Genomic DNA, 18,857 nt, shown 5'->3' on the forward strand with positions numbered 1-18,857 from the left:
GTCCCTTGTCCCACCATTTATTTACATGTTCAAATTGCCATGTCCACTATTCCTTTTTTCTGGAAAGGGGGGACTTTTTCCTCATTTTAAGAAAAAAAGAAGGATAAATCCATCCATTCTCGAATCCACTTAACATTGAATACCCCAACTCAGCCTCCTTAGATAATTGAACAGTCATTATTGGGATTTCAATAAAATAATAAAGGAGGAAAAGAAAATGAAAATGAAGTCTGCTTTAGTCTTAGGTACTGTTCTATTGGCATTTCTTCTGCCCACCCAGACATTTGCCAATGAAAATTATGTACCCATCGAAACACTTAAGCCTGCGGTTCATCTAGAAAAGCCAGAATTAAAACAAACCGGAGGAAAGCTAATCCTGAGTGATTCTCCAGAAACATACTCCGATAGTGGTGCATTTTATCGCGACACCGCTACAGGAGAATTCCGTGTATTTTGGCATCATCAGAATACAAGTGGAGAGACTCGAAACGTCAGCCTAGCCCTGACGAATACTTCGGAGGAACCAGTAATGCTTTATTCTAAAGGCGTTGGCGCTTCAGTCAGTATTTATCCGGACGTAGCTGGAAAAGAAGCATTGGTACAATTCCTAGAAGAAAAGGCTGAGAAAAAATACATACAGACCCTACAGCCTGGTGAGAGCTATTACTTGGAAACAAATGCACCCGATGGAGATACGGTAAGTGGGATTGCCCAATATGATGTTTATACAAAACACGGTCATCAGCCGGCCACTGTTACTGCAACGACTCTTAACTATGTAGAACGTCCAGCTGACCCACTTTCTGTTGAAATCTTACCGCCTGACTCACATGTTCGCGGAAGTTTTCCACATTTTGATCGTGAAGGTACTCTTACGTATGATACTGCATTAGGAAATGCCTATATTCGACTTTCATCTGCTGCTTATGGTCAATGGAGCGATAAATTGCCGGGAGAGTATGAAGAAGGTGTTAGTGTAGTCGATGGAAATAAACCAGTGATTAACAATGGGAACTATGGTGTTTTATATGATTTAGACGTTAGAGTGGATAATAGTTTACATCAACCACTGCAACTTTCTATCTATGATAACCCAGCAGGTGGATTCGGTCATTTTGTGATGCAATGGAATGGTCACCTTAATACGACTGGGTTCCTAAGCTATGTAAATGCATGGAAATTTGCATCCGAAACAGTTGGTGCTAACGGGAATCAATATGACTTTGTCACAAGTCTTCCAGGCGGCGCATCAGGTCCATCTGTAATTTACTTTGTTCCGGAAAAATAAAAGATAGAAAGGCTGCCATGATTAATATGGCAGCCTTTTTTGTGGGTCACGGGTTCGGGTTCGGTTCCGGCTCACAGGTTCACTTGTGGGTCACGGGGACAGGTCCCTCGTCCCACCATATTTTTACAGGGACAAGGGACCTGTCCCTCCGTCCCATTATAAATTATTAATATATGATACTAGTTGTTCTGCCACTTCAGTTGGAATATGTTTACCTGCATGTTGTTGAACAAATAGTACAAGTTCTTCTAGTTTTTGATTACCTTCTAGTATTGCTTCCTCTGCTTGCTCAACTAAGCCATCTTCTTTAAGCTTTTCTGCTGAAGCAAAATCCTTTTGTGCACTTGCTAATTGAGCGAGTACCGCTTGTTGGATACCTTTATTCGTGAAAGTTGCATTTTCAACAAACTCGATTACTTGATCAAATGTAAGTTCTTCACCAATAACCGTTACCGTTTGTTCGTTTGTTTTGAAACCATCGACAGTCACGACTATTTCAATTTGATTTTCACCAGGCTGAAGAGCAAGCTGTGCAGTGAATTCACCATTTGATTGTAAAGTTGCCGGTGAACCATTCACATGAACCTCTGCTTCTCCCGGTCCGACTACTTGTACTTTTCCATGATATTCAAAACCAACTGTAGAAAAGGTTTTCCCTTCATAGTCTAAAAATCCTTTTAATATGGAGGAACGAACATCATCACCGATATCAAAGTTGTTACCAACAAGGACCCTTCTTTCACGCGCACCGGAGCGATCAAGTGCTGAAACCACAAATCCACCCTCAGGAATGAGGCTATTGTTATCTTCTACAGCAGACCAATTCCAGCTCATGGCTTGTTTTTTATTGACCATCTTTACGACTTTACCAGTTGCATCAACAACCGCTTCTACTCCCCATTTATTGGTCCCCGTTGAAAGTCCAAACGAGTCAGAGTAAACATTTAGATTATCATCATTTCGATTGACATTTAAATAATCGCCAACGAATGGATTTTCTGGATCCATTGGATTACTGATTCCTAAAACATAATCCTTCACATATTCCTCGTCTGCAATAGATGCTTTGATGACAGGGAAGTTAGCTTGTGAATAGTCAAAAAGCATAAGTCCACTTGTATTTTGAAGACCAGCTTGGAAGACTTCTCTTTGTAGGGCTGGATCTTGCACATTAACCAATGCCATTCCTGCATAAAGAGGGACTTGTCCATCAGTTAAAATATTTCCTAATGTAATATATTTATTGATTTCCTGTGCTGTCGTTTGATACGTACCAATCATCAAGAAGTCTAATTTATCTGTATAAGCTGTTTGCCTATACTCTTCATCATATAAACTCTCTTGTGGAAATTGTAATCGAGAGTCATATGAAAAAGTAGGGCTCGACCAGTTTACACCATTTAAATAATACGATTCATACCATGAACCAACATACGCAGATAACTGTATATCTCGATTTTCACTACTATTATAGTGGTCAACTAATTCCCTTGTTTCTTCTACGTAACTATTAATAACACCAGACCTAAACGTATACCACTCATTAATAAGTGGACCATCTACACGATTACTTCCCTCATAATAAAAAATATCTTCCGGCCAATTTGTTAACTTCTTTCCCTTTTTAGCAAGGTACTCTTCAAATTGCGCTTTAGTAAGGTCGCTAAAATCAGCGAAATAGTTGTCATATCTGCCACGGTCTAATAAAACACCGTCAACATCATAGTTTTTCATTACTTCTTCAAATGTTTTTAATTGATAGTCTCGAACCTCGGGGTTAGATGGGTTCACAAAGGTAACTAAAGCACCTTTTTTACCGTACGTACTTTCTCTTAATGGTAAAATTTCTCCGTTATCTTCCGAACGATAGACTTCTTCCTCCCATTCTGGATGGTCATTTAAAACGGCAAATTCATTATGCGCAATAGAGCCTTCCGCAAACACGTTAAAAGAAGCATGAACCTCTAATCCTAACTCATGACCATGTTTGATGAATTCTTCTAGTAAATCTAAATCAGGGTTGGAACCACTTCTACCTTCTGCTGTCATTTCACTTACATATGGACGATTTGTTAAATCATTCTTTTGATAGGAAGCGAAACCTTCAACACCCTTTACATCTAAAACAACAGCTGTTACACCAGCATCTTTTGCCTCGAGGAGCATGTTACGTACATCCTCACTAGACTGGAATCTCCTAGCGCTCGGTCCTTGCTCAACCCATAGAAACACTTCCTTCTCCTCTACAGATGGGTTGTCCTGATAGTAAACAACTAAAGACTTTACATCATGTAAAATATCATTCTTGTAAATTTCTACATCAATATAATTCGTTCCTTTAGTGAGTTCATACACATATTGGAAGGAACCATCTTCTCGTAGTTCTACCTCCTGCCCATTTACAAGTAATTGATAGCTTTGATCACTTTCAATGTTTTGAACGGTTCCGGAGATATCAGCCTGCGAGTTAGTAAGCGTATACATTAATTCATTTTGTAAATTAATGCTTGCTTTCAATCCATCACCTGTCATAAATTCCGTAATAGGAACAACATTACCGTTTTTCCTTAACTTAATAACATCGCCAACTTTAAAATTTGTGGCTAAGAATTTACGGTAGTTTTTCGTTGCCCAAGAATCGTCGTGGGCTAAAAGCACATATCCACCTTCTGGTATTGCTAAAGATTGTTCTTCCTCCCATACAGGTGGCGCACCATTTACGGATTGACTAACTACGTCTGTAACCGTATTATTTGCATCCACTTGAACAGCAACCCAGAATTGTTTCACTAAAATCTCTTCAGCGTACTCAGATGTATACAGCATGATAAAATCTGCTTTTCCCTCAACACTTTCATCAATATAACTTATCGGATGCTTAAGTCCCATTGGATCAATGGTAGGGTCTAACGGGGCTGCCTCAACTTCAATCAAATCTTCATTATTTGTTTCTGCAAATGAAGAAACCGGAAATAAGGAAATCAGTAATAGCAATGATAAAAAAACGCTAAAGATCTTTTTGATTTTCAAAACTTTCACTCCCTTAATTTTGTATTAAAACTTGGTCAACTAAATAAATTAATTTCCACCCCCGATACACAATAGAAGGTAATAACCTCCTAAACATAAAATAATTTAGGAATAATCCTCCTGAACTCAACATACAGAAGTACATTTAAGAGGTCAACGAAAAAGTTGAATTTTCAAATAAATAGGAAAAAAGTAGTAGGACATGAGTTGGGTCGCGGGGACAGGTCCCCTGTCCCACTGCCAACAAAACACAAAATAGGCACAATGAGTGGTTAACATCCGCCACTTATTGTGCCTAAACTTTTTCTTCATATAATTTAACGAAGACTTCCCCTACTATAACAGCCTATTTTAACATCTCGAAAATCCGTCCAAACAAACGCTTAATTGAATTTCATTCTTAGTGCTGCTATTGAGGTAGAGTGCTAAACAAACGTTTGTTTGAAATTAAAATTCCTGATTAGTACAGGTTTTATTAAAGTAAAATATCACTATAGTAGAATAGGGTCGAGGGACCTGTCCCTCTGACCCACAGGACACCTCTGACCCATTATGGGCTTACGCTTAAAATGTCAGTTAGCAGGTAGCCACCATCACTTGGGTTTTGTTTGGTTTTAATCATGGCATCTAGATCGTTGAAGTGCCACCATTCTGATGCGAGTGGTGTGAGTCCAGCGTTTGTTAGATATGTTTGGAGTGTAACTGCTGACTCATTCATTGTGTCTGCCAAGACTGCATGTTTCCAAGCTGTTGGAGATGATGATGGGACGGGCTTGGTGAATGTAATGGATGCCAAGCTTAATTCGTGAATAGGGGTTGGCATCGTATACTCTGTATAATCCGTGATGTCGGTAACTAAATATTCGCCAATGGCTATGTCTTCTTTTGACTCGACTTTGGCTAACGTTACATCAATCGCATAGCCCATTTGATGGTTCGAAATGTTTCTAGCGATAAACCAACCTGTGCTCCACGGTGCTGTATTTATTCCAGCCATTACAGCAACATCCTCATATGCGACAGAAGTCAATGCATCTACTACTGCTTTTTGAACGGAATACGGTCGATATCCTTCATAGATGACAAGCGTATCCCCATGCGCCAATGCTTCTTGTTGGGCAAGATGGACTTTTTTTGACATGGAATACAAAACCGGCACGATGAATTCTTCTTTCCCAAATCTCTCATTAAAAGCTTTACCCTTATACAAAGTTTGTCCAGTTATTCCTGGAATTTCAATTCCGGACGACACGAACTTAGAAGAATAGGTGTTGCTGCCATCATAAGCAATTGAAGGAATCACGTCAGGAAGATTAATGAAACAATACGTATTATCAATCCATCCTTCTGAAGTGGCATCTTTTACGAACCACCACTTTCCTTCTTCTTTTATGATTGTAAAAGCTGTTCCAGCATTTAGTGTTTCTATAGTTTCAGAGTCTTGATTCGGAGAAGTTTTTAGATTTAAATCAACAGATGTATATCCTGTTGCTCCGTTAATCGGCAACTCCAGGTCGCCTTCATATTTTTCAGGAGTTGGTATTGGCTCTAACTCTTCTAGAGGAACTGTCTCTTGAACGTTCGCCACAGCCTCTACTGACTCTTCAACGGTCGCTTCTTCTGTAACGTTTGAGCAAGATGCAAGTACCAGTAAAAATGACATAAATGCAAGTATCTTAAATCTGGACATATACCCTCCCCCTAAGCGTAAATCACGTATTTTATAATATATAAAACGATTAAATGTAATGGATAAAAGACATAAAAGCCCCATTTTAAAAGATTAGATTTTCGACCACGTCTACCTTTGTACATCAGTAACAATGGGATGGCTAAGAAAATCCCCATTTGATACGCATGGTGCCAGCCCATATTGATGATTTGCGGTATGATGTGCGCAAAAACTCCAATAAGCACAAAGCTGATAATTTGTTTTTTCAATTGTCCTCGATAGATACCGAAAAAGACAATCCACAATACAGCCACGAAGTTCCAATCCGCTGGATACGCAAGCATACAACATAAAAACACAAGCGCAAGCTTCGCATACATGGGGAGCTTTTCACTTTTAACAATCGTCAACGCGATTAATCCCAATGCAAGCCCCCACATGACACTCGTTGTTTTCCACCATGGCAAATTAAAGTATAGTACATACGGGAAGTGAGAGATAGCTGCAAATATAACCAGTCTTTCGATATACTTTCTAATATTGGATGTGTAAAAATATCCCATCGCGATAAAATAACAAAAAATCGGAGCCACAACCCTACCAGGAATCCGCAAAACAAAACCAGCTATCGTTTCCTGAGGGATAAAACCTGCAAACAGATGATCAAAAAACATTGAAATCAGAGCTATGTATTTCAACGCATTTGACGTCAAATCCCTCTGAAAAATAGTATCCTGGAACATGTCCTTCTGATAAGTAGTATACTGCATCAATTATCCCTCACTTTTTGTGGATTGGGGTTGTGGGTCCTTTGCGTGGGTCGCGGGGACAGGTCCCTCGTCCCAAATTTCACCACATGCCAAAAAGAACACAACGAGCATTTTTATTACACTCATTGTGCCCGGTTTGAGGAAAAATTATGGGAAGATGAAAAAAGCACATGAGCTTTTTTTGCTCATGTGCCTTATCGATAAACACCTTATATAAACTGCATTTTTAAGCTGTTTCATACTTATCAATACGGCTGGTTGATAGACAAGTTATGGGACACTGAGCCTCTGCCCCGGAGGATGAGATCCGTATGAATATGTTGGGTTCCAAGCTCCTTCTGTAGTGCAGATATTGAAGGAGCGGATAACCTTTTTAGCTTGTTATCCTCATTATAAAATTTAATTTCAAAGTGATCGGATAAAAAGTCCAGATACGAGTCTAGGTTTACTCCGGCCATTTCTAGATATCGACTGTCAAACTCAACAATTCCTAGGACATCACGGCAGTTTTTCAGGAGGTTTATCATTCCTTTTAGCACGCTGTATTCGTAACCTTCGACGTCAATTTTAAATAAGAGACGGTGATTTTCTAGAGTTTCTTGACTAAAAAGAGAGTCCACTGTAATTGCAGGTACTTCCGTTTTTTCAATGGTATTTTTATCTGAAATTTGCAGGCCTGATGAGGTGCCCGACCAATGGGTGTCAATAAAGAAAGCTTGGTCCTGGTTTTCATTTTCTCCAGCAAAGGCATGAATGATTTTAATTTGGTCCCGATTGACGTGTTGTTGGCGAGAGCGCTCGATGTACTCCATCAAATATTTATTCGCTTCAATTCCAACAATTGTCGTGTCCTGTCCATACTGAGTAGAGAAAATGCACTCCCCGTAATTTACACCAATATCCAAAACGAGTGACGGCTTGTACAATTCCACGGTTTCCCCCCAGAATTCAGTCACGCGCGATAGTGTAATCCCATCACTAATAAGGAGCGCCCGCCCCCGATTTTCAGCATTATTAATATAAATGATATTTCTAGAAGGAAGCGTTATTTTATTTGGAATGTTAGCCAATTTTAATGTCTTATACTTTAGAAAAATACCAACATTGATGACTGCCTTTGAAAAAAGCGGATAATTCTCCCAAAGCTTCACAAAAACAGGCTTACTCAAAACACCTCTCGGAATCGCCATAAAAATAATCTCCCCTCTTGTGGGTCACAGGGACAGGTCCCTCGTCCCACTAACTCATTTATCCTCAATTATAGAAAGAGATTATTAAGGAGGTGTAAAGGTTTGGTTACATCAAATATGATTTCATCGACAAAAATTGCGATCACAATGACCAAAGAATCGTGAAATCCACCTACATTGATGATACACTTGGACCTATAGAAAACATTGGATTTTAAAAAAGAGGTATAAAGGAGAGTCTTAAAATGCCTGTTATCGTACATCATCAGTTTATTAAGGCTCCAATTGACGTATGTTTTGATCTTGCAAGGAACGTAGATATTCATACTTTAACAACTTCTAAAACAAAGGAAAGAGCCGTTGAGGGTGTAACGACGGGGCTATTAAAACAAGGAGATTCAGTTACTTGGGAAGCCATTCACTTCGGTATCAAACAGCGGTTGACAGCCAAATTGACATTAATGGAAAGGCCTCATAAATTTGTAGATAGTATGGTCAAAGGAGCTTTTCATTCCTTTGTTCACACCCATCAGTTTCTCGAAGCTGAAAATGGAACCGTCATGATCGATACATTCCAATACAAGTCACCCCTTGGCCTAATTGGTGTTATAGCCGATAAGTTATTTTTGGAGAAGTATATGAGAACATTTATTGTTTCTCGCGCATTGGCTTTAAAGGAAATAGCAGAAAAAATGGAAAAAATTTAGATATTAAACATCAGAATACGGAATCTAACATGAATTGCGGTGGTAAATCGTCCCACCATTTTCACTGGGACACGGGACCTGTCCCTTCGTTCCACAAAAAAGACCAGGAGCATGCCCCTAGTCAGTTAGTTACCATTCTTCTTATCAATGGTTTCTTTTATTTTCTCGTTTCCTTCGTCAACGTATTCGCGCCATTCGCGGTTGCCGTTGTCGACTGCCTCTCGCCAGAGTCGATTTCCATTATCGACAGCATAGCGCCACTTGGCATTTCCATAATCGACGATGTCAGAGAACATTTTTCGCGCTGGATGATCGTAGTCCTCAAAGCGTTCTTTTAGGTATGCTTGAGCTTCCTTCATACGCTCCTTCTCACGGGTGCTTTTTTCCTTCATACTTTCTTTTGTATCATAAGCTAATTTCTTTTTCTTTTCCTTTATATCGTATGCTTGTTGTTTTCCTGATTCTTTCCACTCAAGCCATCTCTTTTGGATTTCCTCATATTGAGCTCTCATGTATTTCTTCAGATCCTGCTCTGAATTAACGTAGGTAAACTCTCCGTTTCCAGCGCTTGCTACTTCCTTAAGTAGTTTTTGACCTTCGTTATCGACATCAAAACCGATGATATTGACGACCGTTTGGATATCAGATGAAACGAGATTTTTCGCCTCTTGTACTGGGTCACCATCACAAGTTTCAATTCCATCGCTTACAACATATACTACAACATCATCGGTGCCTTCCGGAATATCTCCCTTGACCATTTGCAGCCCAAGTGCGATAGGTGTCCAGCCCACCGGCTTCACTTGTGACAGTGCATTTTGGAATCCTGCAGCTTCAAAACTACTATTATATAAAACTTCCGTGCTGTCACAGGACAGACCTTTATCAGCATTAGAGTTTGAACCCTTGTGTCCGTATACACGGAGTGAAATCGTTGCATTCTCCGGGACTTGTTCCGCGAATTCCATTACAGCTTCCTTCGCAGCTTCCATTCTTGTTTTGCCACCAACCCTTGCCGCCATACTGCCGCTGGCATCCACTAATATAGCATAGTGAGCCGTTTTTAAGGTTGGCGCATCAACCGATTCATCTGGTCGATCTATATCAACCTCAATCGTCGAATCAAACGTCAGAAGTGTTTCCATTTCTTTATGGTAATCCTCGGTAAATAAATTCTTCAGTTCTTCAACATACTGCTCCATAGTCAAGTTATCTGGCAACTGATCGAGTGCTTCATGAACCTTTGCTTCATCATAATTGTCACCACTAAAAATCCCTGGGTGCCGCAGCATCTCCTGCTCAAGCTCTGTTAGCTCACGGTCGACACCTTCAATTTCATAATAAGCAACTTCTTTCGGAGTATATGTTTCCTCCTTTGACTCCTCCACCTCAGTTTCTTTTTCAACCTTAACTGTCTCCTCAGGTTCAGCTTGCGCCTGCTGACTTTCATCCTTCGAACACGCCGACAGCACAAGCATCAGCATAACAAAGCTTAACAAAAGTTTTTTCAATTATTATTTCCCCTCCAACAACGGGACACATGCCCTCTGGGTCACGGGGACAGGTCCCTCGTCCCACCATATTTTTACAGGGACAAGGGACCTGTCCCTCCGTCCCATATCGAAATCACACCATTTACATACTACTACAATCCACACTCATAATTTCCTAAATAAGTAAAAATAGGTAGTTCGTATTACAAACGAAGCCACAAGGATAGGTTTAACATCCCAGCACGGGGCGGTGAACCTTTCCCTCCCTTCCTTCGACCTATTTCACCTTCGATATAAATATACTAATCTATAATTTAAGACCTAAATCGAAGGGAGAATGAGAATGAAAAAGAAGTTGGCATTGATTTTGATTGCGTTGATGGTAAGTGTACTTGGTTTTGTTGGAGGTGTTTCTGCACAGTCTGTTACGTATCATCCATCATTGGCGCATAAAGATGGTGCAATGGCTTATGAGCATATGAAGTATCTGGCTTATGAAATTGGCCCTAGGGTTGCTGGATCTGAAAATGAGCAAAAAGCGAAAGCATACATTAAGGGCCAATTCGAACGCATGGGTTTCACTACTGAGGTTCAGGAATTCAGTTACACCAGACGTGGAGTTACTACCGTATCTTCTAACATCATCGCTTACAAACCAGGCAAATCTAGTAAACAAGTAATTGTTGGGGCACATTATGATTCTGTTGCTGCTGGTCGTGGAGTGGATGACAATGCTTCTGGCGTGGGAGTTATGCTCGAGGTTGCTGAAGTCCTGAAAAAAATAAATACACCTTACTCCATCGTCTTCATTGCTTTTGGTGCTGAAGAAGCAGGCTTACAAGGATCCAATTACTATGCAAGTCAGATGACAAAGGCTGAAATTGAATATACAGTTGGCATGATTAATCTTGACAGCCTAGCAGTCGGGGACCAAATGTATGTCTATGGCAGCCCAGGGGATGATGGTTTTATCCGTGACCAAGCGCTAAAAATTGTTGATAAAAAGAAGCTTAACGTCGAAACGAATCCTGGACTGAATCCAACTTACCCTGCTGGAACAACAGGCGACTGGAGTGACCATGCACCATTCAAAAGGGCAGGTATTCCAATCGGTTATCTCGAATCAACAAACTGGGAAATTGGAGATATGGATGGATATACTCAAACGGTTAAACACAGAGGAGTATGGCATACACAAAACGACACAATAGAATTTATTGAACAAGAATTCCCTGGTAGAATCCAAGAACACCTATCCACATTCAGTGTATTACTAACCGATCTACTAAAATTCATGAACAAAACAATCACAGCAAAATAAAATATGGTGGGTCACGTGGACAGGTCCCTCGTCCCACCTATTTTGGAGTTTCACTAGCTTCATATAAAAATTACTAATTTCAACGAATTGAAGTTAACATAAACAAAAATAGCTCCTTCGTAGTCACGTAGGTTAACCTGGGTAGATGCAACTCTTACCAAATCGGAGCTACAATACGATAACGAGCTTTTACTTATTCTAAGTATATCCTTAGGAACTATAATTCAAACCTATCAAAATAATTAGGCTGGGACACGTGACCTGTCCCTCCGTCCCAGCCACTTATACCCGTTGGATGACACTCTTCGATATCCCTGTTACCCTTAATATCTGCCTGATGCTAACGCCAGTGGTCTCCTTCAGCTGTAGCAGCACAACATCCCTTTCCTCTCGCTCCATTTGCTGCAATGCACTTACATTCTGGATTCCTAACTCCCGCAGGCACTCTCTCACTTCTCCATCTGTCAACCTCACTCGTTCTGAATAATCTAGGCATTCGTCGTCATTTGGAGCACCCATATAATCTACAAATTGTTGAGTCGCCGTCTTTCCATCTCTACCCGAAAACAGTCCCAGCCCCAATTCAGTATCGATCAATCCCGTACCGCCGAAATATTCATTAATACTAGTCCACCCCGCCTCAAATACGTTCGTGGCTAGCCCCGCCTTTACCGGATTCCGATGAATATACCGGAGCACCGTTAAGAAAGAGCTTTTCGATTCAATATTCTCGCTCTTAAAACGTTCCTGAAACAAATGTCCGCACCGCTCATACTTCGCGTTATACCAATACACATAGCTCGAGCTTATTCGCTTGATTGAAAGGCCAATTGGCTCGTTCGTTTCCTTGATCAACAAATGAATATGGTTGTCCATCAAAGAATACCCATAAAGATTGAAATTACAAATCCCCTTAAATTTTCGTAAAACATCTAGAAGTCTGGTCCTATCCTCATCATCCTCGAAAATCGTCTGTTTATTTACGCCTCGCAAAATAACATGATAGGTGCCGCTCCCACTCTTAATCCTCGCAACTCTTGGCAAGTGCATCACCTCTTTTAATAGAAATATAGAAAAAAATATCGGTCAGGATTCAAAAAAAAAGAAAAAGTAAACGCGGAAAAGTTGTGTGGCAAGATTGAAGTTTGTTTAGGAGTATTTTGTGTAAAAAGGAGATTGTCAGAATCAAAGAAGGCATTAAATGAAGGCTAATAAGAAGTACCTGCCCTTAAAAACTAACAAATAGTCAGAAAACTGTCAACTTGTTTATTGGCGTGGCTTTCTGTGGGAGACTCTGTGATGTTTCTCGCCCTATGGGTCACAGGGACAGGTCCCTCGTCCCACCATATTTTTACAGGGACAAGGGACCTGTCCCTTCGTCCCATTTTTTACAATTGCTGCCCCTTTTCATCTTGTTGCTGTCTATAACAATGGTAAAAGGGGGTTCAGGAGATGCTGAAAGTAAAAGTAGCGTCTAACACCGCTATTCAGGATTTTTCACTGTTTAACGATTATGAGGAATTTAAAACCAATATTGAGATTTGGCTTATCGATCATCAACAGAATTTCACCCGAGGAGAATTGTACGGATTAAGTCGGTTAATCCAATTATCTTCAAAAATCCCTGGGGTTTGCTTTGAAGCCATGCGAACAATTGTATGTTGTCCAGACATGGGTTTGGGCGAACACGCCATTTCCCGCTCGACATTTAAGCGAATGATTTGGAAGTGTATCCGTCTTGGGATGTTAAAAGTCTATGAAACTGAGGACAAAAATGGAGCTCAAGGAGGCAACCTCTTTGTGTTTAATCCTTATCCTGGTTGGGACGCGGGTCCATCGCCACACCCTACTAGTAGTTCGGGAAAGTGAAACCTGTCCCTCTCTGAAGCCAAGCGAACTTCCGACAAGGAAGCAACGAAAAGGCGAGGTTCTGTCTGAAGATCAATTTAGCCCCTATTTCACCAAACAAGGTATGTGCCTGTACCAAAAAATATTTTTTACATATTTTAATAGAAAAGGTGTGATTTTTATGAGTTGGATTCAAGATGCCGGGCATGGAGGTAGTGACCCAGGTGCCGTGGCGTATGGAAATACGGAGAAGATATATACACTGGAAGCCGCGCTTTATGTGGACAAACGGTTGGCTGAATTGGGAGTTGCTAGTGATTTGACTCGTTCAAGTGATGTTACAATTAATCCTGAGCCAAGGACAACAAAGGTAAAGAAATACAAAAAGTGTATTTCCCATCATTTTAATGCTGGGGGAGGAAGAGGGGTTGAAACAATCCACTCGATTTATTCTAATGGCAAGTTTGAGCAAATTTTGATTGAAGAATTTAGAAATGCTGGTTATCCAGTCAGACCTCGACCTGTGTACACCCGCAAGAATTCTTCGGGCGGAGATTATTACTATATGCATAGACTTACAGGAAATTGTCGTACTACTATACTAGAATACGAATTTGTGGATGGCCCACAATCAGAAAAAATCAAGGATAAATCATATCGTGAAGGGATGTATGAATGTGTGGTCCGCGCTATTTGTCTTGATGAAGGTGTTAGTTATGTTTGGCCTGGATCTGGACAAAAACCAGCACCTAAACCCGAACCGACACCAGTTAAACCTCCAAAAGAAAACTTAGCTGTTGACGGATATCTCGGTCCGAAAACAATCAGTGCCCTCCAAAGATATTTTGGAACACCTGTAGATGGTTACATTAGCAAGCCCTCACTCGTCATAAAAACAATGCAAAAATGGCTCGGCGTTAAACAAGACGGGTACCTAGGGCCGATTACAATCTCAGCCTTACAAAAACGACTCGGCACACCAGTTGACGGAGTCATAAGCAAACCATCACTCGTCATAAAAGAACTGCAAAGGCGTTTAAACAAAGGAAATCTGGGTTAAATATCTCTTGTGGTCCTTGCCAGCATCGACAAATTTCGAGGCGTCACTGTGACCCAACAAGGGGCGGTGGGTCACGGGGACAGGTCCCGTGACCCACCATTTTTTTACTGGGACGAGGGACCTGTCCCTCTGTCCCATTCGTAGAGTTCTAGTGGTAAGTGGTCTGGGTCTTTAAAGAAGGTGAACTTTTTACCGGTTACTTCGTCAGTTCGTATATCTTCTACTTTTATCCCTTTTGCTGTTAGCTCTCTCACCGCTTCTTCTATATCGTCTACCTCAAAAGCTACATGACGTAAACCTGCTGCCTCCGGATAACTTAGTCTTTTTGGAGAGTCCGGAAATGAGAATAACTCAATTTGATAGGTATTCCCGACAGCTAAATCAAGTTTGTACGAATCACGTTCAGCACGAAACGTTTCATTTACTATCGTAAAACCCAGTTTATTTACATAAAAGTCTTTTGACTTCTTGTAGTCCGAACAGATAATTGCAATATGATGAATACGGTTGATTTTCATAGTAACCATCCTTTCTCAATAGTTAAAAAGTACAGTAAAAGTATAATAAAAAGAGAAGTGCTTGAACACACTTCTCTTACGGCAATTTATTCTCCAAAAATAGCAACTAGGGACAGGTCACTTGGCCCACGCAAAAGTGGGACGAGGGACCTGTCCCTGCGTCCCAATACTTTTTATTTAATTAGTACGTATTCGAGGTCGACTAGTTTGGCGTAGGTTATGATTTGGTCTGTTGTTAACTTCAATGAGACAACCGTATGGTGACCACCGCCGTTTTCAATCCAGGCTCTGACGCCATCTTGAAAGTTTGGCTTAACCTCCCAAAGCACACGCGCTACTGGAAGGTTTGGAGCTGGGGTGGAAGGTTCAAATGCGCAAACTTCATTGATTAATAGTTTGTAATGGGAGCCAAAGTCGGCCATTGAGACGACAACACCGTCTCCCGCCTTTCCGTCAAATACTAAACGTGCGGGATCTTCTTGACCACCGATACCTAATGGAGATACAACGATTTTAGGTCTATTGCTTGCTAGTGTTGGGTCGACCTCAAGCATATGAGACTGAAGGACAGCTTCCTGACCAGGAGCCAACTCATACGTATAGTCTTCCATAAATCCCGTTGATTGGTTATGGCTCATTACCTTGAGTAAGCGATCAAGTGCCGCAGTCTTCCAATCTCCTTCACCCGCAAACCCATATCCTTGTGCCATTAAACGTTGAACTGCAAGACCAGGTAATTGTTTCATACCATATAAATCTTCAAAGTTCGTGGTAAAAGCATTGTATCCACCGTCATCAAGGAAACGCTTAATCGCGATTTCATAGCTTGCTTGCACCTTTACGCTAGCTTCCCAAGCCTCTCTCTCGTAACTTCCATAATCAAATTCATAAAGCTCTTCATATTCTGCAAACAAAGCATCTATTTCTTCTTCCTTAACCTCATTCACATAACGAACCAGATCACCTATACCAAAATAATCGACTGTCCATCCGAATTGAATTTGCGCTTCAATCTTATCTCCCTCGGTAACGCCAACATTTCGCATGTTGTCACCAAATCGAGCAACTTTTATGTTGAAACTTTCATTATACGCAACGGCTACATCCATCCAGTCTGCAATTTGTTTCTGAACTTCGGGTCGTTCCCAATAACCTACTACCACTTTATTTTGCTTTTTTAAACGGGCATTGATAAAACCATATTCACGGTCACCGTGAGCTGATTGGTTTAAATTCATAAAATCCATATCAATAGATGCCCAAGGAATACTCTCATTAAATTGGGTTGCCAAATGTAGGAGTGGCTTTTGCAATAATTTTGTTCCACGAATCCACATTTTCGCAGGTGAAAATGTATGCATCCACGTGATTACACCGGCAACCTCATCCCGGTAGTTTACTTCTTTCATTACGTTCGTAATTTTATCTGCACTAACTGCTAATTCTTGTAGAATGAGTGGATAAGGTAGTACACCACTTTCATTTAAGGCATCCGTCATCTCTAGAGCATGCGCTTTTACCTCTGCTAACGCTTCTTCCCCATATAGATGTTGGGAGCCTACGATAAACCAAAATTCCTTTTTCTCCATCCTAATCCCCTTCCGATCACTTTTGGCCGTAATATGCGTTTTTCCCGTGCTTTCGTAGATAGTGCTTATCTAAAATACGTTGTGGTAGGTCTGATGCGAGGTCATTTAATCCCCTTGCAAACAGGTTCATTTTTGAGACTTCATCCAAGACAACGCTGTTCACCACTGCCGCCTTTACATCTTTACCCCATGTAAATGGACCATGACCGCGTAGCAAGACACCTGGAACCGCTAAAACATCGAGCCCACGTTCTTCAAATGTTTCAATAATGACCTGACCCGTTGCTGCTTCATATCCACGATCAATTTCCTCTTGTGTCAAAAAACGGGCACATGGGATTGCGCCATAAAATGTATCGGCATGAGTTGTTCCCATCGCCTGAACATCTAGACCTGCTTGCGCCCAAATTGTCGCCCATGTGGAATGAGTGTGAACGATGCCACCAATTTCAGGATAATGCCTATATAGCACAGCGTGAGTCATTGTATCTGACGAGGGGTTCATGTGTCCTTCAACAACATTCCCATTTAAATCAACAACCACCATGTCATTTGGTTTCATCGTCTCATAATCAACACCACTAGGTTTGATAACAAATAGCCCAAGATCATGATCAATCGCACTCGCATTTCCCCATGTGAATTTTACAAGGCCATGTTTGGGCAATTCTAGATTCGCCTGAAATACTTCTTCCTTCAGATGTTCTAACACATTACCCCTCCCGCTTTCTTGACATATTGCAAATGTTCAACAGCTGCTCGCTCAATCTCAAGTCCTTTTTTATATCGCTCGATAAACACTTCAAATCCATCTACATCATCAGAATCAGGTTCGATTTCATCCCCAACCACATCTTTAAAAACTTTGTTATCAAGGAAGTCTTCTAAACTTTCATTCTTGTTTTTATTCATCATAAAAGAAGCAAGGATCGCCATTCCCCACGCACCACCATCACCAGCTGTCGCCATGACAGAAACAGGAGTATTCATTGCGGCTGCGACAATTTTTTGTCCCACGACAGGCGTTTTAAATAATCCGCCATGTGCAAGAATGCTATCTATTGCAACATTTTCTTTCTTCGTTAAAATATCCATTCCCATTTTTAAAGCTCCAAAGGCTGTAAAAAGATGGGTCCTCATGAAGTTGGCTAGATTGAAAGTACTCTCCGGAGAACGAACAAATAATGGTCTACCTTGCTCTAACCCGGTGATATTTTCACCAGAAAAATAACCATAGCTTAGCAAGCCACCACCATCCCGGTCCGCTTCCAACGCTTTGTTGAACATCACGCTGAATAATTGAGCAGTATCAATTTCATATCCCATCGCTTCCGAATATTCCCGAAACAACCCCAGCCAAGCGTTGATATCACTTGAACAGTTATTCGCATGAACCATCGCAACAGGACTCCCGTTTGGTGTGGTAACGATGTCAATTTCCGGATAAACGGTTGAGAGCTCTTTTTCTAAGACAATCATTGCAAAAACGGAAGTTCCTACGGAGATGTTTCCGGTGCGTTTCCTTACACTATTTGTCGCCACCATCCCTGTTCCTGCATCACCTTCTGGTGGACAAATCGAGATTCCAGGTTGCAATTGCTGTGAAGGATCTAGAATATTAGCTCCCTCTTCTGTTAAAAGCCCCGCTTGTTTTCCTGAGATATAAACGGTCGGAAGAATATCGCTAAGCTTCCAAGGATACTTTTTCACGGCAACAAGTTCATCAAATTGCTTAATTAGTGCATCATTATAATCCTTCGTTTCCTCATCAATCGGGAACATACCAGAAGCATCGCCAATTCCGATAGCTTTGCTGCCAGTCAGTAACCAATGAATGTAGCCAGATAACGTAGTGATATAATCAATTCGAGGTACATGTTCCTCTTCATTTAAAATCGCTTGGTAGAGGTGGGCTATACTCCACCGTTCAGGAATATTGAATTGAAATCGGTTGGTTAACTCATTTGCTGCGGGACCCGTCGTTGTATTCCGCCAAGTACGAAATGGAACCAGTAGCTCCCCCGTCTTGTCAAAAGCCAAATATCCATGCATCATAGCGGAAAAACCAATTGAACCAATTGTTCGAATCGTAATTCCAAACTCCTGCTCAACATCCTGTTTCATTCCACGATAAGCTACCTGCATACCAGCAATAACATCTTCTAAGCTATACGTCCAAAAACCATTTTCCAACCGATTTTCCCACTCATAACTGCCAGACGCGATCGTTTCAAAATGCCTATTAATCAAAACCGCCTTAATCCGAGTGGACCCAAACTCAATCCCTAATGAAGTCTCACCCTTCACAATCGCCAACTGTATCTCATCATGATTCACCCTCACATCACATCCCTCCTCAAATGGGTCACGG

General features: G+C 41.0%; 15 protein-coding genes. 5 read left to right on the forward strand and 10 right to left on the reverse strand.

Annotation, left to right across the window (positions count from 1 at the left end):
- Nucleotides 1–217 precede the first annotated feature (217 nt).
- Nucleotides 218–1,288, forward strand: coding sequence for a hypothetical protein (locus ACFSFW_RS15365; RefSeq protein ID WP_388039533.1), 1,071 nt, complete (start codon nucleotides 218–220; stop codon nucleotides 1,286–1,288).
- 156 nt (nucleotides 1,289–1,444) lie between these two features.
- Here the strand turns inward: ACFSFW_RS15365 and ACFSFW_RS15370 are convergent, their stop codons facing one another.
- From ACFSFW_RS15370 to ACFSFW_RS15385, 4 genes are all read right to left on the reverse strand, one after another.
- A complete protein-coding gene (locus tag ACFSFW_RS15370; protein WP_388039535.1) occupies nucleotides 1,445–4,318 on the reverse strand; it encodes a family 10 glycosylhydrolase in 2,874 nt (957 codons plus the stop codon).
- Nucleotides 4,319–4,868: 550 nt separating this feature from the next.
- Entirely contained in the window at nucleotides 4,869–6,008 is a 1,140-nt protein-coding gene (locus ACFSFW_RS15375) for a M15 family metallopeptidase (RefSeq protein WP_388039537.1), read from the reverse strand.
- An 11-nt stretch (nucleotides 6,009–6,019) separates the two neighbouring features.
- Nucleotides 6,020–6,760 (reverse strand): TraX family protein, encoded by a 741-nt coding sequence (locus ACFSFW_RS15380; RefSeq protein WP_388039539.1) that lies wholly within the window; start codon nucleotides 6,758–6,760, stop codon nucleotides 6,020–6,022.
- Between the two features lie 245 nt (nucleotides 6,761–7,005).
- The gene (locus tag ACFSFW_RS15385) at nucleotides 7,006–7,950 is read right to left on the reverse strand and encodes an FkbM family methyltransferase (protein ID WP_388039541.1); all 945 of its coding nucleotides are present in this window, start codon (nucleotides 7,948–7,950) and stop codon (nucleotides 7,006–7,008) included.
- A gap of 245 nt (nucleotides 7,951–8,195) precedes the next feature.
- Between ACFSFW_RS15385 and ACFSFW_RS15390 the strand changes: the two genes are divergently transcribed.
- Nucleotides 8,196–8,657 carry an SRPBCC family protein gene (locus tag ACFSFW_RS15390; protein WP_388039542.1) on the forward strand — a complete coding sequence of 154 codons (462 nt, stop codon included), beginning with the start codon at nucleotides 8,196–8,198 and terminating at the stop codon, nucleotides 8,655–8,657.
- A gap of 125 nt (nucleotides 8,658–8,782) precedes the next feature.
- Here ACFSFW_RS15390 and ACFSFW_RS15395 read toward each other — a convergent pair whose 3' ends face one another.
- On the reverse strand, nucleotides 8,783–10,168 hold the full coding sequence (locus tag ACFSFW_RS15395) for a VWA domain-containing protein (protein ID WP_388039544.1): 1,386 nt from the start codon (nucleotides 10,166–10,168) through the stop codon (nucleotides 8,783–8,785).
- 325 nt (nucleotides 10,169–10,493) lie between these two features.
- On the opposite strand from ACFSFW_RS15395, the gene ACFSFW_RS15400 reads away from it, so the two are divergent.
- Nucleotides 10,494–11,471 carry a M20/M25/M40 family metallo-hydrolase gene (locus ACFSFW_RS15400; RefSeq protein ID WP_388039546.1) on the forward strand — a complete coding sequence of 326 codons (978 nt, stop codon included), beginning with the start codon at nucleotides 10,494–10,496 and terminating at the stop codon, nucleotides 11,469–11,471.
- 282 nt (nucleotides 11,472–11,753) lie between these two features.
- Here ACFSFW_RS15400 and ACFSFW_RS15405 read toward each other — a convergent pair whose 3' ends face one another.
- Nucleotides 11,754–12,521 (reverse strand): transposase, encoded by a 768-nt coding sequence (locus ACFSFW_RS15405; protein WP_388039548.1) that lies wholly within the window; start codon nucleotides 12,519–12,521, stop codon nucleotides 11,754–11,756.
- A 402-nt stretch (nucleotides 12,522–12,923) separates the two neighbouring features.
- Here ACFSFW_RS15405 and ACFSFW_RS15410 point away from each other — a divergent pair, with 402 nt between their 5' ends.
- Together ACFSFW_RS15410 and ACFSFW_RS15415 are read left to right on the forward strand one after the other, a co-directional pair.
- The gene (locus ACFSFW_RS15410; protein WP_388039549.1) at nucleotides 12,924–13,340 is read left to right on the forward strand and encodes a hypothetical protein; all 417 of its coding nucleotides are present in this window, start codon (nucleotides 12,924–12,926) and stop codon (nucleotides 13,338–13,340) included.
- 160 nt (nucleotides 13,341–13,500) lie between these two features.
- Entirely contained in the window at nucleotides 13,501–14,379 is an 879-nt protein-coding gene (locus ACFSFW_RS15415) for an N-acetylmuramoyl-L-alanine amidase (RefSeq protein ID WP_388039551.1), read from the forward strand.
- Nucleotides 14,380–14,483: 104 nt separating this feature from the next.
- On the opposite strand, the gene gloA2 is transcribed toward ACFSFW_RS15415, so the two are convergent.
- From gloA2 to ACFSFW_RS15435, 4 genes are all read right to left on the reverse strand, one after another.
- Nucleotides 14,484–14,897 (reverse strand): SMU1112c/YaeR family gloxylase I-like metalloprotein, encoded by a 414-nt coding sequence (gene gloA2, locus ACFSFW_RS15420; protein WP_388039553.1) that lies wholly within the window; start codon nucleotides 14,895–14,897, stop codon nucleotides 14,484–14,486.
- 173 nt (nucleotides 14,898–15,070) lie between these two features.
- Nucleotides 15,071–16,486, reverse strand: a complete 1,416-nt coding sequence (gene araA / locus ACFSFW_RS15425; protein WP_388039555.1) for an L-arabinose isomerase — start codon at nucleotides 16,484–16,486, stop codon at nucleotides 15,071–15,073.
- Between the two features lie 16 nt (nucleotides 16,487–16,502).
- Entirely contained in the window at nucleotides 16,503–17,198 is a 696-nt protein-coding gene (locus ACFSFW_RS15430; protein ID WP_388039557.1) for an L-ribulose-5-phosphate 4-epimerase, read from the reverse strand.
- Nucleotides 17,192–18,823: a xylulokinase gene (locus ACFSFW_RS15435; protein WP_388040329.1), complete on the reverse strand. Its 1,632-nt coding sequence runs from the start codon at nucleotides 18,821–18,823 to the stop codon at nucleotides 17,192–17,194. The genes ACFSFW_RS15430 and ACFSFW_RS15435 overlap by 7 nt, the downstream gene beginning before the upstream one ends.
- Between the last annotated feature and the right edge of the window lie 34 nt (nucleotides 18,824–18,857).

Source organism: Ferdinandcohnia salidurans (genome assembly GCF_042680725.1).
In the GTDB taxonomy this organism is placed as follows: domain Bacteria; phylum Bacillota; class Bacilli; order Bacillales; family Bacillaceae_L; genus Ferdinandcohnia; species Ferdinandcohnia salidurans.

Coding starts and splice junctions, on each gene's coding strand:
- ACFSFW_RS15365 (WP_388039533.1), top strand. CDS start 218: ATGAAAATGAAGTCTGCTTTAGTCTTAGGTACTGTTCTATTGGCATTT.
- ACFSFW_RS15375 (WP_388039537.1), bottom strand. CDS start 6,008: ATGTCCAGATTTAAGATACTTGCATTTATGTCATTTTTACTGGTACTT.
- ACFSFW_RS15380 (WP_388039539.1), bottom strand. CDS start 6,760: ATGCAGTATACTACTTATCAGAAGGACATGTTCCAGGATACTATTTTT.
- ACFSFW_RS15385 (WP_388039541.1), bottom strand. CDS start 7,950: ATGGCGATTCCGAGAGGTGTTTTGAGTAAGCCTGTTTTTGTGAAGCTT.
- ACFSFW_RS15390 (WP_388039542.1), top strand. CDS start 8,196: ATGCCTGTTATCGTACATCATCAGTTTATTAAGGCTCCAATTGACGTA.
- ACFSFW_RS15400 (WP_388039546.1), top strand. CDS start 10,494: ATGAAAAAGAAGTTGGCATTGATTTTGATTGCGTTGATGGTAAGTGTA.
- ACFSFW_RS15405 (WP_388039548.1), bottom strand. CDS start 12,521: ATGCACTTGCCAAGAGTTGCGAGGATTAAGAGTGGGAGCGGCACCTAT.
- ACFSFW_RS15410 (WP_388039549.1), top strand. CDS start 12,924: ATGCTGAAAGTAAAAGTAGCGTCTAACACCGCTATTCAGGATTTTTCA.
- ACFSFW_RS15415 (WP_388039551.1), top strand. CDS start 13,501: ATGAGTTGGATTCAAGATGCCGGGCATGGAGGTAGTGACCCAGGTGCC.
- gloA2 (WP_388039553.1), bottom strand. CDS start 14,897: ATGAAAATCAACCGTATTCATCATATTGCAATTATCTGTTCGGACTAC.
- araA (WP_388039555.1), bottom strand. CDS start 16,486: ATGGAGAAAAAGGAATTTTGGTTTATCGTAGGCTCCCAACATCTATAT.